Annotated in this window: 6 protein-coding genes; all 6 read right to left on the bottom strand. The window is 74.7% G+C overall.

All coding sequences use genetic code 11. The features are described from left to right. Positions 1-54 precede the first annotated feature (54 nt). From ABWI07_RS33435 to ABWI07_RS33410, 6 genes are read right to left on the bottom strand one after another with little or no spacing between them, the layout of a single operon-like run. On the bottom strand, positions 55-792 hold the full coding sequence (locus ABWI07_RS33435; RefSeq protein WP_305790880.1) for a thioesterase II family protein: 738 nt from the start codon (positions 790-792) through the stop codon (positions 55-57). Then, complete coding sequence (locus tag ABWI07_RS33430) at positions 789-1,451, bottom strand: GNAT family N-acetyltransferase (RefSeq protein WP_235037298.1); 663 nt, start codon at positions 1,449-1,451, stop codon at positions 789-791. The genes ABWI07_RS33435 and ABWI07_RS33430 overlap by 4 nt, the downstream gene beginning before the upstream one ends. Continuing rightward, positions 1,444-1,653, bottom strand: a complete 210-nt coding sequence (locus ABWI07_RS33425) for an MbtH family protein (RefSeq protein ID WP_149263614.1) — start codon at positions 1,651-1,653, stop codon at positions 1,444-1,446. Before ABWI07_RS33425 ends, ABWI07_RS33430 begins: the two co-directional genes overlap by 8 nt. A gap of 47 nt (positions 1,654-1,700) precedes the next feature. Further along, positions 1,701-5,606 (bottom strand): non-ribosomal peptide synthetase, encoded by a 3,906-nt coding sequence (locus ABWI07_RS33420; RefSeq protein WP_353821006.1) that lies wholly within the window; start codon positions 5,604-5,606, stop codon positions 1,701-1,703. Beyond that, positions 5,603-13,309 carry a non-ribosomal peptide synthetase gene (locus ABWI07_RS33415; protein ID WP_353821005.1) on the bottom strand — a complete coding sequence of 2,569 codons (7,707 nt, stop codon included), beginning with the start codon at positions 13,307-13,309 and terminating at the stop codon, positions 5,603-5,605. The genes ABWI07_RS33420 and ABWI07_RS33415 overlap by 4 nt, the downstream gene beginning before the upstream one ends. Then, positions 13,291-25,977 carry a non-ribosomal peptide synthetase gene (locus ABWI07_RS33410; RefSeq protein ID WP_353821004.1) on the bottom strand — a complete coding sequence of 4,229 codons (12,687 nt, stop codon included), beginning with the start codon at positions 25,975-25,977 and terminating at the stop codon, positions 13,291-13,293. Before ABWI07_RS33410 ends, ABWI07_RS33415 begins: the two co-directional genes overlap by 19 nt. Positions 25,978-26,170: the final 193 nt, after the last annotated feature.

Raw genomic sequence — 26,170 nt, 5'->3', positions numbered from 1 at the left:
CCCTCAGCGACGGGCCGCCCCCGCCACGGACTCCCGTGGGGGCGGCCCGTCCGCTCACCGCACGGCGGGGACCTCGAGCGTGCGCAGGATCTCGGCGAGCACGGCGGACCGCTGGTCGGCCAGGTAGAAGTGCCCGCCGGGCAGCACCCTGAGCGCGAACCGGCCGCTGGTGGCGCGCTCCCAGCCGCGGGCCTTCTCCTCGTCCACGTGCGGGTCGGCGTCCCCGACGAGCGCGGTGAGCGGGGCGGCCAGCGGCGGGCCGGGCCGGCGGGCGTACTTCTCGATCAGCGTGAAGTCGTTGCGGACGTACGGCAGGACGAGCTCGCGCATCTCCGGGTCCGCGAGCAGCTCGGCGTCGGTCCCGCCGAGCTTCGCCAGCTCGGCGACCAGCCCGTCGTCGTCCTTCTCGTGGACGCGCTCGTCGCCGCGGTCGTCCGGCGGGCGGGCGCCCGAGGCGAACACGTGCACCGGGGCGGCACCGCGCTCCTCCAGCAGCCGCGCCACCTCGTAGGCGAGGACGGCGCCCATGCTGTGCCCGAAAAGGGCGGCCGGGCGGTCCATCAGCGGCGCCATCGCCCCGGCGACCAGGCGGGCGAGCTGGTGGGCGTCGGTGACGAACGCGTCGGCCATCCGGTCGGCGCGGCCCGGGTACTGGACGGCCTGCACCTCGACGGCCGGGCCCGCCTCCTTGGCCCACGGCCGGTAGAACACCGCCGACCCGCCCGCGTGCGGCAGGCAGAACAGCCGCATCGACGCCCAGGGCCGCGTCTCGGGGCAGCGGAACCAGGTCACGTGATCAACTCCTCCTCCTCGTCCCGGCGGGACGCCACGCGGGGGTCGCGCGGCAGCGGCCACGGCGCCACCCGCGGGTCCGGGACGAGCTTGGCCGCGGTGCTCTCCGCCGCCACCTTGAAGCCCCGCCGCCGGTAGTTGGCGATCGCGTTCGGGTGGTCGAGGCTGCTGGTGCGCAGCCACACCCGCGTGGCGGGTCCGCTGTCCAGGGCCCACAGCTCGCCCCGCTGCCAGGCGCGGCGGGTGCACTGCTCGACAAGGTAGCCGCCGTAGCCGCGCCCGACGAACGCGGGGGTGAGGCCCACCAGGTGGATCTCGGTGTCCCCGCCGGGCTGCGCCTCGATCTCGAAGAAGCCGGCGATGGTGCCCTCGGCCATGGCGATCCAGGTGGACAGCTCCGGCCGCTCCACCCAGGCCTGCCACTGCTCGTACGTCCACGGGAAGCGGTCCGTCCAGCACACGCGGGACCCGACGGTCGCGTACAGGGCGCGGTTGACGTCCGGGGAGGGCAGCCCGGCGAGGGTGAACGTCATCTCGACGCCCGGCAGCGGCGCGGGACGCAGGTCGGCGGCGTCCAGCATCTCCATCTCCCACTCGGTGACCGAGGGGATCCGCAGATGCGCGGTCTCCGGGGGCGGGCCCCCGCCGGCGTCACTCACCCATGGCCTCGACGAGGCTCTTCGGCCGCATGTCCGTCCAGTTCTCGTTGATGTGGTCGAGGCACGCCTGGCGGGTGTCCTCGTCCTTGGCGACCGTCCAGCCGGCGGGGACCTCGGCGAAGGACGGCCACAGCGAGTGCTGGCCCTCGTCGTTGACGAGGACGAGGTAGGTGCCGTCGGGGTCCTCGAAGGGGTTGGTCATCGTCTTTCCCTTTCCGTGGCCATGCGGTCTCAGTGATCTGTGCGGTCTCAGTGGCTGCTGTGCAGTTTGTCGAGCTTGGCGGCCAGGACGGCGCCCATCTCGGCGGCCGGGCCCGGCTCCATGAGCAGGTGGTGGTCGACGTCGAGGGGGTAGTCCTCGATCTCGCCCTCGACGAGCGGCCCCCAGTTGGAGCGGCCGGTCGGCGAGTCCTCGGTGCGGCCGCGGAGCGCGGTGAAGAAGACGATGTCGCCCCGGTACAGCCCGGGCTCGTACTCCTCGGCCTGGCGGAGCCCGTTCTCGTAGTTGCGGTAGACGTTGACGAGGTCGTCCTCGCCGAGGGTGGCGAGCGCGTCGTCGCGTTCGGCGAGCACCGCCATGATCTGCGCCATGTCGGGGTTGCCGTCCTCGGCGACCATGCAGGCGTCGACGCCGATCGCCTCCAGCAGCTCGGGGAGGACCTCGCGGCGCTCCGACTCGAGGTCCTGGCCGTGGTAGGCGTCGATGAGGGCGAGCAGGGCGACCCGCTCCCCCGCGGCCTGGAGCCGCAGGGCCATCTCGTAGGCGACGAGCCCGCCGAGCGACCAGCCCGCGAGGTGGTAGGGGCCGGTCGGCTGGACGGTCCGGATCTGGGCGAGGTAGTCGTCGGCCATCTCCGCGACGGACTCCGGCAGCGCGGACCGAGTGAACGCGCGGGCCTGGAGCCCGTAGATCGGCTGGTCCGGGCCGAGGTGCCGCTGGAACTGCAGGTAGCCCCAGGCCAGCCCGCCGGCGGGGTGGACGAAGAACAGCGGCGGCCGGGTGCCCGACGTCCGGATGGGCAGCAGCACCTCGAAGCCGAGCCGGTCCTCGGGGTCGCCGACCCTGGTCATCGCCTCGACGGTCTGGTGGGTGAACACGTCGCGGGGGGTGAGCTCGACGCCGGCCTGCCGGGCCCGGGTGGCGAGCTTCAGCGCGGCGATGCTGTCGCCGCCGAGGTCGAAGAAGCTGACGTCGGCGCCGACGCGGTCGAGGCCGAGGACGTCCGCGACGATCCCGCAGAGGCGCTCCTCGTCGGGGGTGCGGGGGTCGCGGCCCGCGGCGGCCTCGCCGTAGTCGGGGGCGGGAAGGGCGCGCCGGTCGAGCTTGCCGTTCGGCCCGACGGGGAACGTGTCGAGCAGGACGAACGCGGCGGGCACCATGTACTCGGGCAGCCGCTCCCTGACGAACTCGCGGAGGCCGTGGCCGACCGCGGGGAGGTCCGGCGCGATGACGTAGGCGACGAGCGTCCGGGTGCCGGGGACGTCCTCGCGCGCGACGACGGCGACGTTCGCGACCGCGGGGTGCGCGGCCACGGCGGCCTCGATCTCGCCGAGCTCGATCCGGAACCCGCGGACCTTGACCTGGAAGTCGGCGCGGTCGAGGTATTCGAGGGTGCCGTCCGGCCGCCACCGGACGAGGTCGCCCGTGCGGTACATGCGGTCGCCGGGCGCGCCGAACGGGTCGGCGACGTACCGCTCGGCGGTGAGCGCGGGCCGCCGCAGGTAGCCGCGGCCGAGCCCGGCGCCCGCGATGTAGGCCTCGCCGGCGGCGCCGGGCGGGACGGGCCGCAGCGCCTGGTCCAGCACGTACACGCGCATGTCGTCGATGGGGCGGCCCAGCACGGCCGACGTCTCGGAGGGGTCGGCGAGCGGGGCCCGCTGCCCGGCGATGGTGGTGTAGGTGGTGGCCTCGGTGGGCCCGTACACGTTGCCGACCTCGGTGTCCGGGCAGGCCGCGAGGACCTTGCGGATCGCGGCGGGGGCGCCGGCCTCCCCGCCGGTGAGGACCTCGCGGAGCCGCGCGAACGCCCGCGGCCGCTCGTCGGCGACGAGGTTGAACAGCGTCGTGGTGAGGAACAGGCCGGTCAGGTCCTCGGCGGCGATGATCTCTTCGAGGGCCTCCCCGTTCAGGTGGCCGGGCGGCGCGACGACGGCCGTGCCGCCGTGCAGCAGCGGCGTCCACAGCTCGTAGAGCGAGGCGTCGAAGGCGTGCGGGGAGTGGACGAGGACCCGGTCGTGCGCCCCGCCCCTGAGCCGTCCGTCGGTGGCGAGGTCGACGGCGTCGCGGTGCCGCAGCATGACGCCCTTCGGCACGCCCGTGGAGCCGGAGGTGAACAGCACGCAGGCGAGCTGCTCGGGGTGGCAGGGGAGGGCCGGGTCGGTCGCGGGCTGGGCGGCGAGGTCGGGGTCGTCGTCCACGTCGAGGATCCGCGCGGAGGTGTCGAGGCCGGCGACGCGGTCGCGCATCGGCGCGTTGACGACGAGGACGGGCGCGGCGACCTCCGCGACCGCCCACGCCATCCGCTCGGGCGGGTAGCCGTGGTGGATCGGCGCGTACGCCCCGCCCGCCTTGAGGATCGCCAGCGACACCACGGGGATGTCGGCGGACCGTTCGAGGAGCACCGCGACGGGGGTGTCCCGGCGGACCCCGAGGCCGATGAGCCGGTGCGCGAGCCGGTTCGCGCGGGCGTCGAGTCCGGCGTAGGTCAGCGACTCCCCCGCGGCCCGGACGGCGACGGCGTCCGGGGTCCTGTCCCGCTGCTCGGAGAAGCGGGCGGTGAGGGTCTGCGGGCGGCGGGCGGTCACCGGACCCTGCCAGGTCCCCAGGACGCGGGCGCGCTCCTCGTCGTCCAGGACCGCGATGCGGCCGAGCGGCAGGTCGGGGCGGTAGGCGACGGCCTCCAGGACGCGGACGAGGCGGCGCATCAGCCGGGCGGCGTCGTCCCCGGTGAACAGGTCGGTGCGGTGGTCGATGCGCAGCGACAGGCCGCGGCCGGGGACCGCGGCGAAGGTCAGCGGGTAGTGGGAGGCGTCGTAGCCGTCGACGTCGTGGAGGGTGAGGCCGCCGAGGTCGGTGCCGGCGGCGTCCGGGTCGAACGGGTAGTTCTCCAGGACGGTCATGGTGTCGAAAAGCGTCCCGGCGCCGGTGAGGCGCTGGATGTCGGACAGGCCGAGGTGGTGGTGCGGCATCAGCGCGGCCTGCTCGTCCTGGAGCCGGGTCAGGGCCTCGGCCACCGTGTCGGCGGGGCGGACGCGGACGCGGATCGGCAGTGTGTTGATGAACAGGCCGATCATCTGCTCGACGCCGGGCAGCTCCGGGGGGCGGCCGGAGACCGCGGCGCCGAACACCACGTCGGCCGAGCCGGTGAGGCTGCCGAGCAGCGTGCCCCACGCCAGTTGCAGGACGGTGTTGAGGGTGACGCCCTGGGCGCGGGCGCGCGCACCGAGCGCGGAGGTGAGGTCCTCGGTGAGGCGGGTCCGGACGCGTCCGGGGGTGTCGGCGCCGCCCTCGGGCGCGCCCGGGGCGACGAGGGTGGGCTCGTGGACGCCGTCGAGGGAGCGGCGCCAGGCGTCCTCAGCGGCGGTGCGGTCCTGCGCGGCGAGCCAGGCCAGGTAGTTCTTGTAGGGGGCGACGCGCGGCATGCCTGTGTCGTCGCCCTTGGCGAGGTAGAGCGCGAACAGCTCGGTCTGAAGGACGGGCGTGGACCAGCCGTCCAGCAGGATGTGGTGGTTGGTGAAAACCATGCGGTGCAGGCCGTCCGCCAGCCTGATGAGCAGGAAGCGCAGCAGCGGCGGCTTCGCCATGTCGAACGGCCGGGCGCGTTCGGCGTCGGCCAGCTCCCGCGCCCTGGCCTCGCGCTCGGCCTCGGGCAGGGCGGACAGGTCCTCGTCCCGCCACGGGAGCCTGACCGCGCGGTGCACGACCTGGACGGGCGAGCCCTCCTTGCGCTGCCGGAACCCGGCGCGCAGGTTGGCGTGCCGGCGCAGGAGGGTCGCGGCGGCGGCGCGGAGGGCGCCGGTGTCGAGCGGGCCGCGCAGGTCGAACACGATCTGCGCGGTGTAGACGTCGCGGCCCGAGTCGTAGAGGGCGTGGAAGAACAGGCCCTGCTGTAGCGGGGACAGCGGGAGGATGTCCTCAAGCTGCGACTTGCTCAATCCAGCTCCCATTCGCCGTCGAGCTCGGCGGCGAGCTCGTCGATCTCCTCCTGGCTGACGTCCACCAGGGACAGGTCGGACGGGGTGAACCCGCCCACGGGCCCGTCCGCGGCGCCGTCCACGACGTGCGCGACGAGGCCGCGCAGGGCCGCGAACCAGCGCTCGGCGAGGTCCTCGACGGCGGCGGCGTCGAACAGGCCGCCCGCCCACGTCCAGGTCGCGGACAGCTCGGGACCGCCCGGCAGGTCGCGGGTGTGCGCGTTGACCTCGATGGCGTGGACGAGGCCGAGCGCGCCGTCCTGCCCGGCGCCGAGGGCGTCGCCGTCGGCCTGGTCCGCCGGGCCCCAGTCGGTGGCCTCGGGCGCGGCGGAGCGGCCGAGGTAGTTGAACGCGATCTGGGGGTGGCCGCCGGCGCGGACGACGGGGTTGAGGTAGCGGAGCAGGCCGTACCCGATGCCGTTGTCCGGGATCTCGCGCAGCTGCTCCTTGACCCGCTTGAGGGCGGTGCCGACCGCCTGGCCGCCCTCGCGGACGTCGGCGGGCGACAGCCGCCCCGGGTCGAGCCGCACCGGGTGGATCGAGGTGAACCATCCGGCGGTGCGGGACAGGTCGACGCCCGGGACGATCTCCTCGCGCCCGTGCCCTTCGAGGTCGACGAGGACGGCCGTCTCGTCGCGGGCGCCGCGCTCGCCCCGCCATTCGGCGACGGCGATGGCGAGTCCGGTGAGCAGCACGTCGTTGACCCGGCCGTGGAACGCGGCCGGGACCTCGGTGAGCAGCGGCTCGGTCACGTCGGCGGGCAGGTCGAGGGTGAGGTGGCCCGCCGTCGCGAACGTGTCGGTCGCCGGGTCCAGCGGGCGGGAGCCGAGCGCGGGGTCGGGGGTGGCGAGGATGTCGTCCCAGAGCGGCAGCTCCGCGGTCCGGGCGGGGTCGGACGCCTCGGCGGCGAGGCGCTGCGCCCAGCGGCGGAACGAGGTCGGGACGGGGTCGAGATCGCCCCCGGCCCAGGCCGTGACCAGGTCGGGCAGGAGGATCCGCCAGGAGACGCCGTCCACGACCAGGTGGTGGAGGGTGAGCAGGAGGCGCCCGGACGCGGCGGGGCCCGCGTCGAACCAGACGAGCCGCGCCATCGTCCCGGCGGCCGGGTCGAGGCCGAGGCGGGCGGCCTCGGCCTCGGCGGCGAGGACGGCGCGCAGGTCGTCGGGGCCGAGTCCGGAGACGTCCACGCGGCGGACGAGGGGCGCGGCGTCGACGGTGCCCGGCTCGGTCACCTCGAACTCGGCGCCGGTCACGCGGAGGCGGAGCATGTCGTGGTGGTCGAGGAGGGTCTGGAGCGCGGCGGTGAGCCGCTCCGTGCCGAGGTCCGGCGGGACCTGGAGCAGCATCCGCTGGCTGTAGCCGTCGACGGGGCCGCGCAGCTCCTGGAACCAGCGCATGATCGGGGTGGGCGGGACGCGGCCGATGCCCGCGCCCGGCGCCTCGGCCTCGACCTCTTCTCCTTCGCCGACCGGTCTGGCGGTGGCGGCGAGTTCTTCGACGGTCTGGTGCTGGAAGACCTCGCGGGGGGTGATGACCAGGCCGGACTGGCGGGCGCGGGAGACGAGCTGGATGGCGATGATGGAGTCGCCGCCCAGGTCGAAGAAGCCGTCGTCGATCCCGACCCGCTCCAGGCCGAGGACCTCGGCGAACAGGCGCGCCAGCGTCTCCTCCTCGGGTGTCCGGGGCGCACGGGACGACACCTTCACCGAGAAGTCGGGCGCGGGCAGCGCCTTGCGGTCCAGCTTGCCGTTCGAGGTCAGCGGCAGCGCGTCCAGCTCCACGACCGCGGCCGGGACCATGTGGTCGGGCAGGGCCTTCGCGGCGAAGCGGCGCAGCTCGGCGGAGTCGGTGCCGGACGCGACGACGTAGGCGATGAGGCGGTCGTCCCGGACGATCACCGCGGCGTCGCGGACGTCCTCGTGCCGGGTCAGGACGGCCTGGATCTCGCCCGGCTCGATCCGGAAGCCGCGCAGCTGCACCTGCTGGTCGCCGCGGCCGAGGTATTCGAGGGTCCCGTCCGCGCGCCAGCGGCCGAGGTCGCCCGTCCGGTACATGCGGGTGCCGGGCTCGCCGTGCGGGTCGGCGACGAACCGCTCGGCCGACAGGGCAGGGCGGTTCAGGTAGCCGCGCGCCAGACCGGGACCCGCGACGTACAGCTCGCCCGGGACGCCGGGCGGGACGGGCTGGAGCCGGCCGTCGAGGACGTAGACGCGCAGGTCGGGGATGCCGGCGCCGATGCTGCTCCCCGGCGCCGTGGCCGCCTGGACCCGGTCGAGGGCGAGGTACGAGACGTGCACGGTCGTCTCGGTGATCCCGTACATGTTGACGAGGACGGGGGCGTTCTCGTCGTGGCGGGAGTACCAGTCCTCCAGGCGCCCGAGGTCGAGCGCCTCACCGCCGAAGACGACGTAGCGCAGCGCGAGGTCGGCGCCCGGGTTCTGCCGGTCGGCCGCCATCAACTGGTAGAAGGCCGACGGGGTCTGGTTGAGGACGGTGACCTTCTCGGCGGCGAGCAGAGCGAGGAAGTCGTCCGGAGAGCGGGACGTCAGGTAGGGGACGACGACGAGCCTGCCGCCGTACAGCAGCGAACCCCACAGCTCCCACACCGAGAAGTCGAACGCGTAGGAGTGGAACAGCGTCCACACGTCCTCCGGCCCGAAGTCGAACCACTCCTCGGTCGAACGCAGCAACCGCACCACGTTCTGATGCGGAATCACCACACCCTTCGGACGCCCCGTCGAACCCGACGTGTAGATGACGTAGGCGGGGTGGTCCGGCGAGATCGCGACGCCGAGGTCCGTGCCCGGAAGACCGGGGTCGTCCAGCCCTTCGAGATCCTCCGGGCGCAGGGTCAGGACAGGGCGGGCGTCCTCGACCATGTACGCGATCCGGTCTTCGGGGTAGTCCGGGTCGATCGGCACATACGCCGCCCCCGCCTTCAACACTCCGAGGATCGCCACCACCAGCTCCGCCGAGCGCGGCAGAGCAAGCGCCACGAACTGCTCAGGACCCACACCCCGCTCGACCAACCGCCGAGCCAGCCGATTCGCCCGCGCGTTCACCTCGCCATACGTCCACGACACACCCTCGAACGACACCGCCGCGGCACCCGGACGCGCCGCCGCCTGGACCTCGAACAGCGCCGGGATCGTCGTGCGCGGGACGTCGCCGCCCTTGCCGCCCGCCCAGCGGCGCAGCAGGGTGCGCCGCTCGCCGCGGTCGAGGATCTCGGCGGTGGTGACGGGCGCGTCGGGATCGGCGACGAGTTCGCGGACGAGGCGCTCGAACCGGCGGGCGACGGCCTGGGCGGTGGCGGGGTCGAAGAGGTCGAGGGCGTATTCGAGCCCGGCCTCGATGCCGGCGGGGGCGCCGTCGTCGCCGTGCCGCTCCTCCAGGTAGAGGGACAGGTCGTACTTCGCGGCGCCCGCCGCGAGGGGCTCGGCGCCGCCGGTCAGGCCGTCCAGTTCAAGCCGCGCCTCGGGGTTGTTCTGGAACGACAGGACGACCTGGAAAAGCGGGTGCCGCGCCATCGACCGCGCCGGGTTGAGCACCTCCACGAGCCGCTCGAACGGCAGGTCCTGGTGGGCGTAGGCGGCGAGGTCGGTCTCCTTCACCCGCCCGACCAGCTCACGGAACGACGGATCGCCCGAGGTGTCGGTGCGCAGGACGAGCATGTTCACGAACATGCCGACCAGATCGTCCAGCGCCTCGTCGGTCCGCCCCGCGATCGGCGAACCGATCGGCACGTCCGTCCCCGCGCCCAGCCGCGTCAGCAGCGCAGCGAACGCGGCCTGCATGACCATGAAGAGGCTCGCGCCGCTCTGCCGGGCGAGGGCGAGGAGCTCGGCGTGGAGTTCGGCGTCCAGTTCGAACGCGTGCGTCCCGCCCCGGTAGGACGCCTGCGCCGGGCGCGGCCGGTCCGCGGGCAGCGGCAACTCCTCCGGCAACCCCGCCAGCGCCTCACGCCAGTACGCGATCTGCCGGGAGATCAGGCTCTCCGGATCGTCCTCCGAACCGAACAGCTCCCGCTGCCACAACGTGTAGTCCGCGTACTGGACGGGCAGCGGCGCCCACTGCGGCTCGCGGCCCTCCGCGCGGGCCGCGTAGGCGAGGATCACGTCGCGGGCCAGCGGCGCCATCGACCAGCCGTCCGCCGCGATGTGGTGCAGGACGAGCATGAGGACGTGCGCGCCGTCGCCGAGCGCGAACAGGCGGGCCCGCAGCGGCGGCTCCACCGACAGGTCGAAGCCCTGCCCGACCGTCGCGGCCAGCGCCGCCGGCAGCGCGCTCTCGTCCACCTCCGCGACGTCGAGGCGGGGGCGGGCGTCGGCCGGGTCGAGGACGAGCTGCCGCGCGGTCCCGGACCGGTCCGGGAAGATCGTGCGGAGCGGCTCGTGGCGCGCCGCGACGTCGGCCAGCGCGGCGCGCAGCGCGGCCAGGTCGAGGGCGCCTTCCAGGCGCAGCGCGATCGGCATGTTGAACGTCGCGGGCGCGCCCTCGAACCGGTTGAGGAACCAGAGCCGCTGCTGCGCGTACGACAGCGGGACGACGTCCGGGCGCTCGGCCCGCACCAGCGGCGGGCGGACGTCCCCGCCGGCCTCGGCGAGCCGTTCGGCGAGGCCCGCGGCGGTCGGCGCCTCGAACAGCGCCCGGACGGGCAGCTCGGCGCCGAGCGCGGACCGGATCCTGCTGACCAGGCGGGTCGCGGTGAGCGAGTCGCCGCCGAGGTCGAAGAAGCCGTCGTCCACGCCGACCCTCGGCACGCCGAGGACCTCGGCGAACAGCCCGCAGAGGATCTCCTCCTGCGGCGAGCGCGGGGCGCGGCCGGTGTCGGCGCCGGTGTCGGGCGCGGGCAGCGCGGCCCGGTCGAGCTTGCCGTTCACGGTGAGCGGCAGCGCGTCGAGGACGGTGAGGGAGGGGATCATGTAGTCCGGCAGCCGCTCGGCGGCGTACCGCCGGACGGCGGCGGCGTCGGCATCCGGACCGACGAGGTAGGCGGCGAGGCGGCGGTCGCCGGGCCGGTCCTCGCGGACGACGACGGCGGCGCGCGCGACGCCCGGGCATCCGCCGAGCACGTTCTCGATCTCGCCGGGCTCCACCCGGAAGCCGCGGATCTTGACCTGGTCGTCGGCGCGGCCGAGGTACTCGACCGTCCCGTCCGGCCGCCACCGGGCGAGGTCGCCGGTGCGGTACATGCGCTCGCCGGGCGCGCCGAACGGGTCCGCGACGAACCGCTCGGCGGTCAGGCCGGGCCGGTCGTGGTACCCGCGCGCGAGCTGGACGCCCGCGAGGTACAGCTCACCGGGGACGCCGGCCGGGACGGGCTGGAGCGCGCGGTCCAGCACGTAGGCGCGGGTGCCCCGGTAGGGGGAGCCGACGGTCGGGCGCTCGCTGCGCGCCACGACGGCGTTCATGGTGTCGATCGTCGACTCGGTGGGCCCGTAGAAGTTCCGCGCGGTGAGGCCGGGGACCGCGCGCAGCTCCGCCCACAGGCTCTCGCTGACCGCCTCGCCGCCCAGGAGGAGCTGAGAGGGCATGTGCCTGCCGTCGGCGTCGAGCAGTCCGGCCTCGCGGAGCGAGGTGAAGTGCGACGGGGTGGTGTTCACCAGGTCGATCCGCGCACGCGCCACGTAGGCGGTGTAGGCCTCGACGTCGCGGCGGGTCTCGTCGTCGATGAGGTGCAGCTCGTGGCCGTACATCATCCAGAGCAGGCCCATCCAGGACGTGTCGAACGAGAACGACGCCAGGTGGGCGAACCGCATCCGGCGGCCCCCGGCGGCCTCGATCGCCGGGTCGAAGAACGCGCCCCGGTGCGCCTCGAAGTAGTTCAGCACGCCCACGTGCGGGACGGTCACGCCCTTCGGGCGCCCCGTCGATCCGGAGGTGTAGATGACGTAGGCGGCGTTGTCCGGCCGCAGGCTCCGGACCCGCTCCGCGTCGGAGGGGTCGTGGGAGGGCCGTCCGGCCGCGGCGGGGAGGCCGTCGGCGGTGATGACCAGTGCCGGGCGGCAGTCCTCCAGCGTGGACGCGATGCGGTCGGCCGGGTACTCGGGGTCGATCGGGACGTACGCGGCGCCGGCCTTCAGCACGCCGAGGATCGCGACGACGATCTCCGGGGTGCGCGGCAGGACGAGGGCGACGCGGTCCTCGGATCCGATCCCCCGCGCGATCAGCTCGTGGGCGAGGCGGTTGGCGCGGGCGTTCAGGTCGGCGTAGGTCAGCCGGTCGCCGCCGCAGACGAGGGCGGTGTCGTCCGGGGTTCGCGCGGCCTGGGCCTCGAACAGCGCCGGGAGGGTGCCGGACGGGACGTCGGCGGCCGTGTCGTTCCAGGCCGCCAGGGCCGCCCGCTCCGCGTCGTCCGCGAGGTCGACCGCGCCGATCGCCTGGTCGGCGTCCGCGGCGAACGCCTCCAGGAAGCGGCGGACCCGGGCGAGCAGCGCTTCGACGGCGGGCGGCTCGAACACGTCGGGCCGGTAGTGCAGGCGGAGCGAGAGAGTCTCGCCGGGGACGGCGACGAACGACAGGGGGAAGTGGGTGGCGTCGTAGGAGTCGACCCCGGTGATGCGGACGCCGTTGAGGGAGCCGTCCATCGAGGACGGGTCGAACGGGTAGTTCTCCAGCACCGTCATCGTGTCGAACAGCGCGCCGCCGTGGCCCGCCGCCCGCTGGATGTCGGTGAGGCCGAGGTGGTGGTGGGCGAGGAGCTCGGTCTGCTCGTCCTGGAGCCGCTCCATCAGCGCGCCGAGCGGCTCGTCCAGCCGGTACCGGACGCGGACGGGCAGCGTGTTGATGAACAGCCCGATCATCTGCTCGATGCCCGGCAGCTCGGGGGGACGGCCGGACACGGTCGCGCCGAACACCACGTCGTCCCTGCCGAGGAACCGGCCGAGGACGAGGCCCCAGGCGCCCTGCAGCACGGTGCTCAGCGTGACGCCGTGCCGGCGGGCGGCGCGGGTGAGGCGGCGGGTGGTGCGCTCGTCCAGCCCCGTGATCGTGCGCTCGGGGGGTTCGGGGGCGCGGGCGGCGGCCGCGGGGGCGACGAGGCTGGGCTCCCCGACGCCGTCCAGGGCGCGGCGCCAGGCGTCCTCGGCGGCGGCGCGGTCCTGCTGGGAGAGCCAGGCCAGGTAGTTCTTGTACGGGGTGACGCGCGGCATGCCCGCGTCGTGGCCGCCCTGCATGTACAGCAGGAACAGCTCGGTCGCCAGGATCGGCGTGGACCAGCCGTCCAGCAGGATGTGGTGGTTGGTGAAGACCAGGCGGTGCCGCTCCGGGCCCGTCCGGACGAGGACGAACCGCAGCAGCGGCGGCGCGGTCATGTCGAAGCCGCGCGCCCGCTCGCGCAGCACGACGGCGTCGGCCTCGGCGCCGGTGGCGGTGACCTCCTCCCACGGCAGCTCGACGGTGCGCGGCACGACCTGCACGGGCCGCGACAGGTCCTCGTGCCAGAACGCGGCGCGCAGGTTGGGGTGGCGGCGCAGCAGCGTCTCGGCGGCGGTCCGCAGCGCGGCGGTGTCGAGGGGCCCCTCCAGGTCCAGCACGAACTGGGCCGTGTAGACGTCGCCGTCGGCGGCGTCGAAGAGGGCGTGGAAGAAGAAGCCCTGCTGCAGCGGCGACAGCGGCAGGATGTCCTCGAGGTCGCCCCGGTTCACTTCTTCTGCCTCCACGCGGTCTGCAACTTGTCGATCTCGCCCTGGTCCAGGTCCACCAGCAGGTCGGACGGGGTGAACCCGCCCGCCGCGCCGGCGGCGACCTCCGCGGCGAGGCCGCGCAGCGCCGCGAACCAGCCCTCGGCGAGCTCCCGGACGTCGGCGGGGTCGAGCAGCCCGCCGGGCCACGTCCAGGTCGCCGACAGCACCGGGCCCGCGGGCAGGTCCCGGGTGAGGGCGTTGATCTCCAGGGCGTGCGCCATCGGCATGCGGGGGTCCTCCCCGGCGGGCAGGCCCTCCGGCGCGAGCGTCCAGTCGCCGCCCTCGTCCCCGGCAGCGACCCGGCCGAGGTAGTTGAACGCGATCTGCGCGGGCGGGAGGCCCGCCAGCTCCTCGTCGCCGTCCACGTGGCGCAGCAGCCCGTAGCCGAGGACGTCCGGGACGGCGCGCAGCTGCTCCTTCACCTTCTTGACGGCCGCGCCGCCGGCCGCGCCGCCCGCGTCCAGCCGGACGGGGTGGATCGAGGTGAACCAGCCGGCCGTGCGCGAGACGTCCACGCCGGGCACGGAGTCCTCGCGGCCGTGGCCCTCCAGGTCGACCAGCACGCCGGTGCCGCGCCCGCCGCGGCGCCGGCGCCACTGGGCGACGGCGACGGCGAGGCCGGTGAGCAGCACGTCGTTGGCGCGCCCGTGGAACGCGGCGGGCACGTCGGTGAGCAGCGGCCCGGTGACGTCGGCGGGCAGGTCGAGGGTGAGCGAGCGGGCGCGGGCCGCGATGTCGGCGCGCGGGTCGAGCGGGCGGTCCGCGAGCTTCTGCGGCGGGCCGTCGACGATGTCGAGCCACTCCTCCAGGTCCTGCTCGCCCCGCTCGGCGGCGGTGAGCTTCTGCGCCCAGCGGCGGAAGGACGTCCCGACCGGCTGGAGCTCTCCCCCGGCCCAGGCCGTGACGAGGTCGGGGAGCAGGATCCGCCAGGTGACGCCGTCCACGACCAGGTGGTGGAGGACGACGAGGAGGCGCCCCTGCTCGCGGCCCGCGTCGAACCAGACGAGCTGCGCGACGGTCCCGGCGGCCGGGTCGAGGCGGTCGCGGGCGGCGGCGGCCTGCTCGGTGATGACGGCCTGGGCCTTGTCGCCGTCCAGGCCCGCGATGTCGACGCGGGTGACGAGGTCGGTCGCGTCGACCGCGCCCTGCGGGCGGACGACCGGCTGCCAGCGGCCGCCGTCCACGTCCAGGCGGAGGCGCAGCACGTCGTGGTGGTCGATGAGGGTCCGGAGCGCGGCGGTCAGCCGCTCCGCGCCGAGCTCGGGCGGGGTGCGCAGCAGCATCGCCTGGTGGAAGCCGCTGATCAGCGACGCGTCGCCGTCCACCCGGTCGCGCAGCCACGCGATGATCGGGGTGATCGGGACGGGCCCGACCCCGGCGCCCGGCGCCTCGGTCTCGACCTCTTCGCCTTCGCCGACCGGTCTGGCGGTGGCGGCGAGTTCTTCGACGGTCTGGTGCTGGAAGACCTCGCGGGGGGTGATGACCAGGCCGGACTGGCGGGCTCGGGAGACGAGCTGGATGGCGATGATGGAGTCGCCGCCCAGGTCGAAGAACCCGTCGTCGATCCCCACCCGCTCCAGGCCGAGGACCTCGGCGAACAGCCGCGCCAGCGTCTCCTCCTCGGGCGTCCGGGGCGCGCGGGAGGACACCTTGGCCGAGAAGTCGGGCGCGGGCAGCGCCTTGCGGTCCAGCTTGCCGTTCGAGGTCAGCGGCAGCGCGTCCAGCTCCACGACCACGGCCGGGACCATGTGGTCCGGCAGCTCCCGGCCGACGAACCGGCGCAGCTCGGCGGTGTCGACTCCGCTGCCGGCCACGTAGGCGACGAGGCGGTCGTCCCGGACGATCACCGCGGCGTCGGAGACCTCGCCGTGCCGCACCAGCGCCGACTCGATCTCGCCGAGTTCGATCCGGAAGCCGCGCAGCTGCACCTGCTGGTCGCTGCGGCCGAGGTACTCCAGACGGCCCCCGGCCAGCCAACGGCCCACGTCGCCCGTCCGGTACATGCGGGTGCCGGGCTCGCCGTGCGGGTCGGCGACGAACCGCTCGGCCGACAGGCCGGGACGGTTCAGGTAGCCGCGCGCCAGACCGGGACCCGCGACGTACAGCTCGCCGATGACGCCGGGCGCGACCGGCTGGAGACGGTCGTCCAGCACGTAGACGCGCAGGTCGGGGATGCCCACGCCGATGACGCTGCCGGGCGCGGCCTCAGCGTAGGCCCGGTCCAGCGCCACGTACGAGACGTGGACCGTGGTCTCGGTGATCCCGTACATGTTGACCAGGACGGGGGCGTTCTCGTCGTGCCGGGAGTACCAGTCCTCCAGCCGGCCGAGGTCGAGCGCCTCACCGCCGAAGACGACGTAGCGCAGCGCCAGGTCCGCGCCCGGGTTCTGCCGGTCGGCCGCCATCAGCTGGTAGAAGGCCGACGGGGTCTGGTTGAGGACGGTCACCCGCTCCCGCTCCAGGAGGGCGAGGAAGTCGTCGGGCGAACGCGAGGTCAGGTAGGGGACGACGACGAGCCTGCCCCCGTACAGCAGCGAACCCCACAGCTCCCACACCGAGAAGTCGAAGGCATAGGAGTGGAACAGCGTCCACACGTCCTCCGGCCCGAAGTCGAACCACTCCTCGGTCGAACGCAGCAACCGCACCACGTTCTGATGCGGAATCACCACACCCTTCGGACGCCCCGTCGAACCCGACGTGTAGATCACATACGCCGGATGGTCGGGGTCGATGGAGACACCGAGGTTCGTGTCGTCGTACCCGGCCGCGTCCAGATCGGCCAGATCCTCCGGACGCAGGGTCAGGACAGGGCGCGCGTCCTCGACCATGTACGCGATCCGGTCTTCGGGGTAGTCCGGGTCGATCGGCACATACGCCGCGCCCGCCTTCAACACCCCGAGAATCGCCACCACCAGCTCCGCCGAACGCGGCAGAGCAAGCGCCACGAACTGCTCAGGCCCCACACCCCGCTCGACCAGACGACGCGCAAGACGGTTCGCCCGCGCGTTCACCTCGCCAAACGTCCACGACACACCCTCGAACGACACCGCCACGGCACCCGGACGCGCCGCAGCCTGCGCCTCGAACAGCGCCGGGATCGTGGTCCACTCCGCGGAGTGCGCGGAGCCGCCCGCCCACTCGCCGAGGAGGAGCGAACGCTCCTCCGGCGCGAGGACGTCGGCGGCCCCGATGGGGGCGTCGGGGTCGGCGAGCAGCGCCGCGAGGTACCGCTCGAACCGCTCGACGAGGCCGCGCGCGGTGGACGGGTCGTAGAGGTCGAGCGCGTACTCCAGCTCGCCGTCGAGGCCGTCCGCCCGCTCGGTGAGGATCATCAGCAGGTCGAACCGGGAGACCCCGGCGGTGAGCGGCTCCAGCTCGGCGCTGAACCCCGGCATCTCCAGCCGGGCCTCCGGGTTGTTCTGGAACGTCAGCCCGACCTGGAACAGCGGGTGGCGGGCCAGGTGGCGGGGCGGGTTGAGCACCTCCACGAGCCGCTCGAACGGGACGTCCTGGTGGGCGTAGGCGGCGAGGTCGGTCTCCTTCACCCGCCCGACCAGCTCGCGGAACGACGGGTCGCCCGAGGTGTCGGTGCGGAACACGAGCATGTTCACGAACATGCCGACCAGATCGTCCAGCGCCTCGTCGGTCCGCCCCGCGATCGGCGAGCCGATCGGCACGTCCGTCCCCGCGCCCAGCCGCGTCAGCAGCGCCGCGAACGCGGCCTGGGCGACCATGAACGGGCTGGCGCCGGTCTCCTGGGCGATCTTCTGCAGGCCGGCGCGGACGCCGGAGCCGAGGCGGAACCGGGCCGTCCCGCCCCGGTAGGACGCCTGCGCCGGGCGCGGCCGGTCGGCGGGCAGCGGCAGCTCCTCCGGCAGCCCCGCCAGCGCCTCACGCCAGTACGCGATCTGCCGGGAGATCAGGCTCTCCGGATCGTCCTCCGAACCGAACAGCTCCCGCTGCCACAGCGTGTAGTCCGCGTACTGGACGGGCAGCGGCGCCCAGTCGGGGGCGGTGCCCCCTGCCCGTGCCGCGTATGCGGTGATGAAGTCGCGGGCCAGCGGCGCCATCGACCAGCCGTCGCCGCCGACGTGGTGCATGAGCAGCAGCGCGACGTGCTCCTGCGGCCCGACCCGGAACAGGTGGGTGCGCAGCGGCGGCTCGGCGGAGATGTCGAAGGCGTAGCCGGCGGCCATGGCGAGCCGCGTCGGCAGCTCCGCCTCGGTGGTCTCGGTGACCTCCAGCTCGGGCCGGGCCGCGGCGGCGTCCAGGATGAGCTGGCGCGGCACTCCCCCGCTGTCCGGCAGGACCGTGCGGAGCGACTCGTGCCGCTCGACGAGGTCGCCGACGGCGGCGCGGAGCGCGCCGACGTCCAGCGGGCCGCGGATGCGCAGCGCGGTCGGCATGTTGTAGGTGGCCGACGGCCCCTCGAAGCGGTTGAGGAACCAGTGCCGCTGCTGCGCGTAGGACGGCGGGAGCACGGCCGGGCGCTCGCGCGGCTCCAGCGCCGGGCGGACGGGCGCGCCGCCGTCGCCGCCGAGCAGCGCGGCGAGGCGCGCGACGGTCGGCGCCTCGAACAGCGCCCGGACGGGCAGCTCGGTGTCGAGGGCGCGGCGGACCCGGCTCACGACCCGCATCGCGATGAGCGAGTTGCCGCCGAGAGCGAAGAAGTCGTCGTCGGCGCCGACCCGGTCCACGCCGAGCAGGTCGGCGAAGACGGCGGCGACGGCCTCCTCCGCCTCCCCGGACGGGGCGCGGTAGGCGGTCGCCGGGGTGATCGCCAGGTCCGGCTTCGGCAGCGCCTTCGTGTCGACCTTGCCGTTCGGGGTGAGCGGCATCTCGTCCAGGACGACGACGGCGGCGGGCACCATCGACTCCGGCAGGCTCTCGCGGATGTGGGCGCGCAGCTCCTCGGGGTCGAGGGTCTCGCCGGGCGCGGCGACGACGTAGGCGACGAGGCGCTTCTCGACCGGCCCCTCCGCCGCTCGCGGCGCCGCCGGGAGGTCCCGCGGGGCGCCGGGAAGGTCGAGGGCGCCGACGGTGACGGCGCCGGCGGAGCCGACGGCCGCCTCCAGGGTCCGCCGGTACCAGCCGGCGAGCCGCTCGGCGGTCTCGCGGTCGAACAGGTCGAGGGCGTATTCGAGGGTCCCGGCGTACCCGCCCGCGCCGTCGCGGGCGTCCTCCAGCAGGAACTCCAGGTCGAACTTGGCGACCCCGGCGTCCACCGGCTCGACGGCGACGGTCAGGCCCGGCAGCTCGACCGACGCCTCCGGGTTGTTCTGCAGGGTCAGCATGACCTGGAACAGCGGGTGCCGCGCCAGCGACCGCGCCGGGTTGAGCACCTCCACGAGCCGCTCGAACGGGACGTCCTGGTGGGCGTAGGCGGCGAGGTCGGTCTCCCGGACGCGGGCGAGCAGCTCGGCGAGCGACGGGTCGCCGGAGGTGTCGGTCCGCAGCACCAGCGTGTTGACGAAGACGCCGACGAGGTCGTCCAGGGCCTCGTCGGTGCGGCCCGCGACGGGCGAGCCGATCGGCACGTCCGTCCCGGCGCCGAGGCGCGTGAGCAGCGCGGCGAGCGCGGCCTGCAGCACCATGAACACGCTGACCTGGTGGTCGCGGGCGAGGGCGCGCAGCCCGTCCGCCAGCTCCGCCGGGACCTCGAAGGCGACCTGCCCGCCCCGGTAGGACGCGCGGTCCGGGCGGGGGCGGTCGTGCGGCAGCCTGATCTGGTCGGGCAGCCCGGCGAGGGCGTCCTTCCAGTAGGCGATCTGGCGCGCGGCGAGGCTCGCCGGGTCGCGCTCGTCGCCGAGCAGCTCGCGCTGCCAGAGCGCGTAGTCGGCGTACTGGACGGGCAGCGGCTCCCACTCGGGGGCCTCGCCGCCGCGCCGGGCCAGGTAGGCGGTGATCACGTCGCGGGCGAGCGGCGCCATCGACCAGCCGTCCCCGGCGATGTGGTGCAGGACGATGAGCAGCAGGTGCTCGTCCGCGCCGAGCCGGTAGAGGTGGGCGCGCACCGGCAGCTCGTTCGCCAGGTCGAAGCCGCGCGTGGCGTCCGCGAAGAGGGCGGCGTGCAGGTCGGCGGGCTCGCCGACGGTCAGGCAGGGCTCGGCCTCGTCCGGCGCGAGGACGACCTGGTGGGGCTCGCCGTCGGCGTCGGCGAACAGCGTGCGCAGCGGCTCGTGGCGGGCGACGACGTCGCGCAGGGCGTCCCGCATCGCGCCGGGGTCGACCGCGCCGGTGAGGCGCAGCGGGATCGGCATGTTGTAGGTGGCGGTGAGCCCTTCGAGCCGGTTCAGGAACCAGAGCCGCTCCTGCGCGTAGGACACCGGCAGCGGCGCCGGGCGCTCGGCCGCCCGCAGCGCGGGCCGCTCCGCGTCCCCGGCGGAGGCGATGTACTCGGCCAGGCCCGCGACGGTCGGGGCCTCGAACAGCGCCCGGACCGGCAGTTCCACCCGCAGCGCGGCGCGGGCGCGGGCGACGACGCGGGTCGCCTTGAGGGAGTCGCCGCCGTGGTCGAAGAACCCGTCGTCGACGCCGACCCGGTCCAGGCCGAGGACGTCGGCGAAGATCCCGCAGAGGATCTCCTCGCGGGCGTCGCGGGGGCCGCGGGCGGTGAGCGACGCGGCGAAGTCCGGCTCGGGGAGCGCGGCGCGGTCGAGCTTGCCGTTCGGGGTGAGCGGCATCTCCTCCAGCACGACGATCGCCGACGGCACCATGTAGTCCGGCAGCGTCCCGGCGACGAAGGCGCGCAGCTCGGCCGGGTCCGCGGAGCCGACGACGTACCCGGCGAGGACGGTGTCGCCGACCGCGTCGCGGCGGGCGACCACGACGCTCTGCGTCACCGCGGGGTGCGCGGACAGCGCCGTCTCGATCTCGCCCGGCTCGATCCGGAACCCGCGCACCTTGACCTGGTGGTCGAGGCGGCCGAGGTACTCGATGTGGCCGGCGCGGTTCCAGCGGACGAGGTCGCCCGTGCGGTACATCCGCTCGCCCGGCCCGCCGAACGGGCACGCGACGAACCGGTCCGCGGTCAGGCCGGGGCGGCGCAGGTAGCCGCGCGCGAGGCCGTCGCCCGCGAGGTACAGCTCGCCGGGCACGCCGACCGGGACCGGGCCGAGCCGGTCGTCCAGCACGTAGGCGCGGGTGTTGGCCATCGGGCGGCCGATCGGCGCGAGGCCCTCGGTGTTGCCGTCGTCGTACCACCCGGTGACGAAGATCGTCGCCTCGGTGGGGCCGTAGATGTTGGAGATCCGCGCGTCCGGCAGCAGCGCCCGGACGTCCCGGACGAGCTGCGGCGGCAGCGCCTCGCCGCCGAGCGCCACGTCCCCGGCCTCCAGCCGCAGGCCGCCGCGCGCCAGCAGCGCCGACACCGCGGACGGCACGCCGCTGACGAGCGTCCCGGACCAGCCGCCGCGCTCGGCGACCTCCAGCAGGTCGCGCACGACCTCGATCTCGCCGCCGACGGTGAGCGGCACCAGCCACTCGAACACCGACACGTCGAAGTTCAGCGACGTGGAGAACAGCACGCGCGCCATCCGGGCGGGCCCGTAGCTCGCCGTCGACTCGGCGCAGAAGTCCACGACGTTGGCGTGGGAGATCACGACGCCCTTGGGGCGCCCGGTCGACCCGGACGTGTAGATGACGTACGCCGGGTTCGCCGGGCGCAGCGGCCGGACGCGTTCGGCGTCGGTGACGTCGTCGCCGCGCAGGCCGTCCAGGGAGAGCGCGTCGAGTTCCACGCGGGGGGCGCCCGCGGGCAGGTCCGCGTCCCGCGTCGTGATGACGCAGGCGGGGGCGGCGTCCTCCAGCATGTAGGCGACGCGGTCGGCCGGGTAGGCCAGGTCGATCGGCTGGTAGGCGGCGCCCGCCTTCAGCACGGCCAGCGCCGCGACGACCAGGTTCTCGTCGCGCGGCAACGCGAGGGCGACGAAGTCCTCCGCGCCGACCCCGCGGCCGATGAGGTGGCGGGCGAGGCGGTTCGCGCGGGAGTTCAGCTCGGCGTAGGTGAGCCGCGTCCCGCCGGCGACCACGGCGGCGGCGTCCGGCGTCCGCGCCGCCTGCGCCTCGACCAGCTCGGGGACGACGGCCGGGGCGACCGGCAGGGCCGTGTCGTTCCAGCGGTGCAGGAGCGTGTCGCGCTCGGCGTCGTCCAGCAGGTCGACGGCGCTGAGCGGCAGGGACGGGTCGGCGGCGACCTGCGCCAGCAGCCGCTCCAGCCGGGCCGCCATCGCGGCGGCGGTCCCGGGGTCGAACAGGTCGAGCGCGTACTCCAGCCGGCAGTCGATCCCCGCCGGGGCGCCGGCCGCGTCCCGCGTCTCGTCCACCAGGAGCGCGAGGTCGAAGCGGGACACGCCCGGGTCGACCGGCTCCAGCGCGACCGTCAGGCCGGGCAGCTCGACCCGCGCGGACGGGTTGTTCTGGATCGAGATCATCGCCTGGAACAGCGGGTGCCGCGCCATCGACCGCTGCGGGTTCAGCACCTCGACGAGCCGCTCGAACGGGACGTCCTGGTGGGCGAACGCCGCGAGGTCGGCCTCGCGGACGCGGGCCAGCAGCTCGGCGAACGTCGGGTCCCCGGAGGTGTCGGTGCGCAGGACGAGCGTGTTGACGAACACGCCGACCAGGTCGTTCAGGGCCTCGTCGGCGCGCCCGGCGACCGGCGAGCCGATCGGCACGTCCGTCCCGGCGCCGAGCCGGGTGAACAGGCCGGCGAGCGCGGCCTGCAGCACCATGAACAGGCTGGCGCGGTGGTCGCGGCCGAGCGCGGCGAGAGCCTCGTGCAGCGCGGGCGGCAGCGTGAACGGATGCTGGGCGCCCCGGTAGGTGGCGCGCGGCGGGCGCGGCCGGTCGGCGGGCAGCGCCAGCTCCTCGGGCAGTCCCGCAAGGGCCTCGCGCCAGTAGGCGAGCTGCGTGCTGATCACGCTACCCGGGTCGTCCTCGCCGCCGAGGACGTCCCGCTGCCAGAGGGCGTAGTCGGCGTACTGGACCGGCAGCGGCTCCCAGCGCGGCTCGCCCCCGGCGGCGCGGGCGGCGTAGGCGGTGATGAGGTCGGCGGCGAGCGGCTCCATCGACCAGCCGTCCCCGGCGATGTGGTGCATCACCAGCAGCAGCAGGTGGTCGTCCTCGGCGACGCGGAACACGTGCGCGCGGACGGGCGGCTCGGCGGCCAGGTCGAATCCGCGCGTCGCGGCCTCGAAGACCGCGGCGTGGAGCCCGTCTTCGGATACGTCTCCCTGTGGGGGGGCGACCCCCCACTCCCCCCGGAGGGGGGAGAGGTCGGTGAACTCCGGCTCGACCTCGATCTGGTCGGGAGCGAGGATGCGCTGGTAAGGCTCGCCCTCGACCTGCACGAACACCGTGCGGAGCGCCTCGTGGCGCGCCATCATGTCGCGCATCGCGGCGCGGACGGCGGCGAGGTCCAGCTCGCCGGTCAGCCGCAGCGGGATCGGGATGTGGTAGGTCGCGTTCGGGCCTTCGAGGTCGTGGATGAACCACAGGCGCCGCTGCGCGTACGACACGGGCACGAGGGCGGGGCGCTCGGCCGGGACGAGCCTGGGGCGCGCGTCCCCGTCGGCCTCCTTGAGCAGGGCGGCGAGCGCGGCGACGGTCGGCGCCTCGAACAGCGCGCGGACGCCCAGGTCGGCGTCCAGCGCGGCACGCGCCCGCGACACCACCCGGGTCGCCTTGAGGGAGTCGCCGCCGAGGTCGAAGAAGTTGTCGTCGATCCCCACCCGCTCCACGCCGAGGACCTCGGCGAACACGGCGCACAGCGTCTCCTCGCGGGCGTCGCGCGGCTCCCGGCCGCCCGTCGGCGCGGTGAGGTCCGGCGCGGGCAGGGCGGCCCGGTCGAGCTTGCCGTTGGGGTTCAGCGGCATCTCGTCCAGGACGACGACCGCCGAGGGGACCATGTACTCGGGCAGCACGGCGGCCGCGGACCGCCGGAGCTCGGCGGGATCCGCCCCGTCCGACACGACGTAGGCGACGAGGACGGTGTCGCCCGCGTTGTCGCGGCGCGCGACGACCACGCTCTGCGTCACGGCCGGGTGCGCGGACAGCGCCGTCTCGATCTCGCCCGGCTCGATCCGGAACCCGCGCACCTTCACCTGGTGGTCGAGGCGGCCGAGGTACTCGATGTGGCCGGCGCTGTTCCAGCGGACGAGGTCGCCCGTCCGGTACATGCGCCCGCCCGGCTCCCCGAAGGGGCAGGCGACGAACCGGTCCGCGGTCAGGTCGGGGCGGCGCAGGTAGCCGCGCGCGAGCCCGTCGCCCGCGAGGTACAGCTCACCGGGCACGCCCACCGGCACCGGCCGCAGCGAGGCGTCCAGCACGTAGGCGCGGGTGTTGGCGATCGGGCCGCCGATCGGGGCGTGGCCCGCGGCGTTGCCGTCGTCGAACCAGGCCGCCGCGTAGACGGTAGCCTCGGTGGGGCCGTAGATGTTGGAGATCCGCGCGTCCGGCAGGAGGGCCCGCAGGTCCTGGACGAGCCGCGCCGGGAGCGCCTCCCCCGCGAGCACCACGTCCCCGGCCCGGAGGTCGAGGGCGCCGGTGGCCAGCAGGGCGGACATCGCGGACGGGACGCCGCTGATCAGCGTCCCCTGCCAGCCGCCGCGCTCGGCGACCTCCAGCAGGTCGCGGACGACCTCGATGCGGCCGCCCACCGTGAGCGGGGTCAGCCACTCGAAGACCGACACGTCGAAGTTGAGGGACGTGGAGAACAGCACGCGGGCGAGCCGCTCCGGGCCGAAGTCCCTCCCCGCCCAGGCGCACAGGTCGACGGCGCTGGCGTGGGAGACGACGACGCCCTTCGGACGTCCCGTCGAGCCCGAGGTGTAGATGACGTAGGCCGCGTTGCCCGGGCGGAGCGGCCGGACGCGGTCGGCGTCGGACGGGCTCGCCGCCGGGCGGCCCGCGAGGTCGAGGGCGTCCAGCAGGACGCGCGGGGTCGTGCCGGGCAGGTCGGCGCCGGACGTGGTGATGACGCAGGCCGGGGCGGCGTCCTCCAGCATGTAGGCGATGCGGTCGGCCGGGTAGGCCAGGTCGATCGGCTGGTAGGCGGCGCCCGCCTTCAGCACGGCCAGCGCCGCGACCACCAGGTCCTCGTCGCGCGGCAGGGCCAGCGCGACGAAGTCCTCCGGGCCGACACCTCGGGCGATCAGGTGGCGGGCGAGGCGGTTGGCGCGCTCGTCCAGCTCCCGGTAGGTGAGGGTCGTGCCGCCGCGGGTGACGGCCGGGGCGTCCGGCGTGCGGGCGGCCTGCGCCTCGAACAGCTCGGGGACGACGGCCGGCTCGACCGGCGCCGCCGTGTCGTTCCACTCCCCCAGCACGCGGGCCCGTTCCGCGTCGTCGAGCAGCTCGACCTCGCGGAGCGGCGTGGCCGGGTCGACGTCGGCGAGCACGCCCAGGAACCGGATGTACCGGTCCAGGTGCGTTGCCACCTGGTCCTCGGCGTACAGGTCCGGGTGCGCCTCGAAGTCGACGCGCATGCCGGCGCCGTCGAAGTTGTCGTAGATGTTGATCGACAGGTCGTCGATCGGGCCGGTGGTGATCGCGTGCATCCGCGCCGGCAGGCCCGCGAAGTCCAGCCGGTAGTCGAACGCCATGATGTTGATGACCGGGCCGTAGAGGCGGCGGCGCTCGCCGAGCAGCTTCAGGTCGCGCAGCAGGTCCTCGCGCCGGTAGTGCTGGTGGCGCAGCGCCCGCGCGCTCGCCCGCGTCGCCGCGCGGACCAGCTCGTCCACCGTCATGTCGGGGCGGACCTGGACGCGCAGCGGCAGGATGGTCGCCAGCATCGCCGGGGTGTCCAGCGCGACCTGCGTCGTGCGGCCGGTGACGGCCAGGCCGAGGACGACGTCCTCGGTGCCCGTCATCCGCGCCACGTACGCGGCCGTCGCCGCGATCGCCAGGCCCTGCGTCGCGGTGCGGAGCCGCCGCGCGCCGGCCGCCAGCTCGGCCGTCCGCTCCGGCGGGACGACCGAGACGAGGCTCAGGTAGTCGGCGGTCGGCTCGGCCATCTCGTCCGACAGCGACACCGCGACCGGCCGGTCGGCGAACCGCTCGGTCCAGTAGGCGCGGTCCCGCTCGAACTTCTCCGACGCCCGGTAGGCCTCCTCCTCGGCGAGGACCCTGCGGTAGTCGCCGAGCTCCGCGGGGACGTACTCGCCGCCGTTCGCCAGCGCCGTGTAGATCTCGGCGGCGCGGCGGCTGATGAGCGACCCGCTGTAGGCGTCCTGGATCGCGTGGTGCGCGCGGATGAACCAGCGGTGCAGGCCGGGGGCCAGCCGCAGCAGGGCCGTGACGTACAGCCGCTCGGCGTCCAGCGGCAGCGGCGCCGCCATCGCCTCCCGCATCCACGCCCGCGCGGCGGCGTCCGGGTCGGGCTCGCCGGACAGGTCCACGAACGGGATCGAACCGGTCGCGTCCGGGTCGAGGATCTGGTGCGGGACGCCGTCCCGCTCGTCCAGCCGGGCGTTCAGCGCCGGCGACTCGTGGGCCGCGATGCGCGCCACCCGGTCGAACAGCTCGGGGTCGACCGGGCCCTCGATCTCGATGTACTGCGCGATGTGGATCGGCGTCCGCGGCGCCAGCTGCTGCGCGTACCAGACGCTCTGCTGAGCGGCCGAAAGAGGAACGTACTCGGTGGACATCAAGCGGTGCTTTCCCGGTCGCAGGGGGCTTTCTTAACGCCCGGTTTCGGGTCCGGCAACGCGCCGGCGGGCAGAAATTCAAAGAGAATGACCACAGAACTGATCGGGTTTCCCCGTCCCCTTTCACCCCGAGTTCCCTCCGGGGCACGCGATCGCCCGCGCGATCCCGGAGTCAACGCCCTGTGTTCCGGCC

This window comes from Actinomadura sp. NPDC000600, from assembly GCF_040492135.1.
GTDB lineage: Bacteria > Actinomycetota > Actinomycetes > Streptosporangiales > Streptosporangiaceae > Spirillospora.
Note: the sequence above shows the minus strand (reverse complement) of the source record. Positions and strands in the feature narration are given on the sequence as shown.

Bases quoted from the DNA above. Each gene is read 5' to 3' on its own strand.
- ABWI07_RS33425 (WP_149263614.1), bottom strand. From the start codon at position 1,653: ATGACCAACCCCTTCGAGGACCCCGACGGCACCTACCTCGTCCTCGTC.
- ABWI07_RS33410 (WP_353821004.1), bottom strand. From the start codon at position 25,977: ATGTCCACCGAGTACGTTCCTCTTTCGGCCGCTCAGCAGAGCGTCTGG.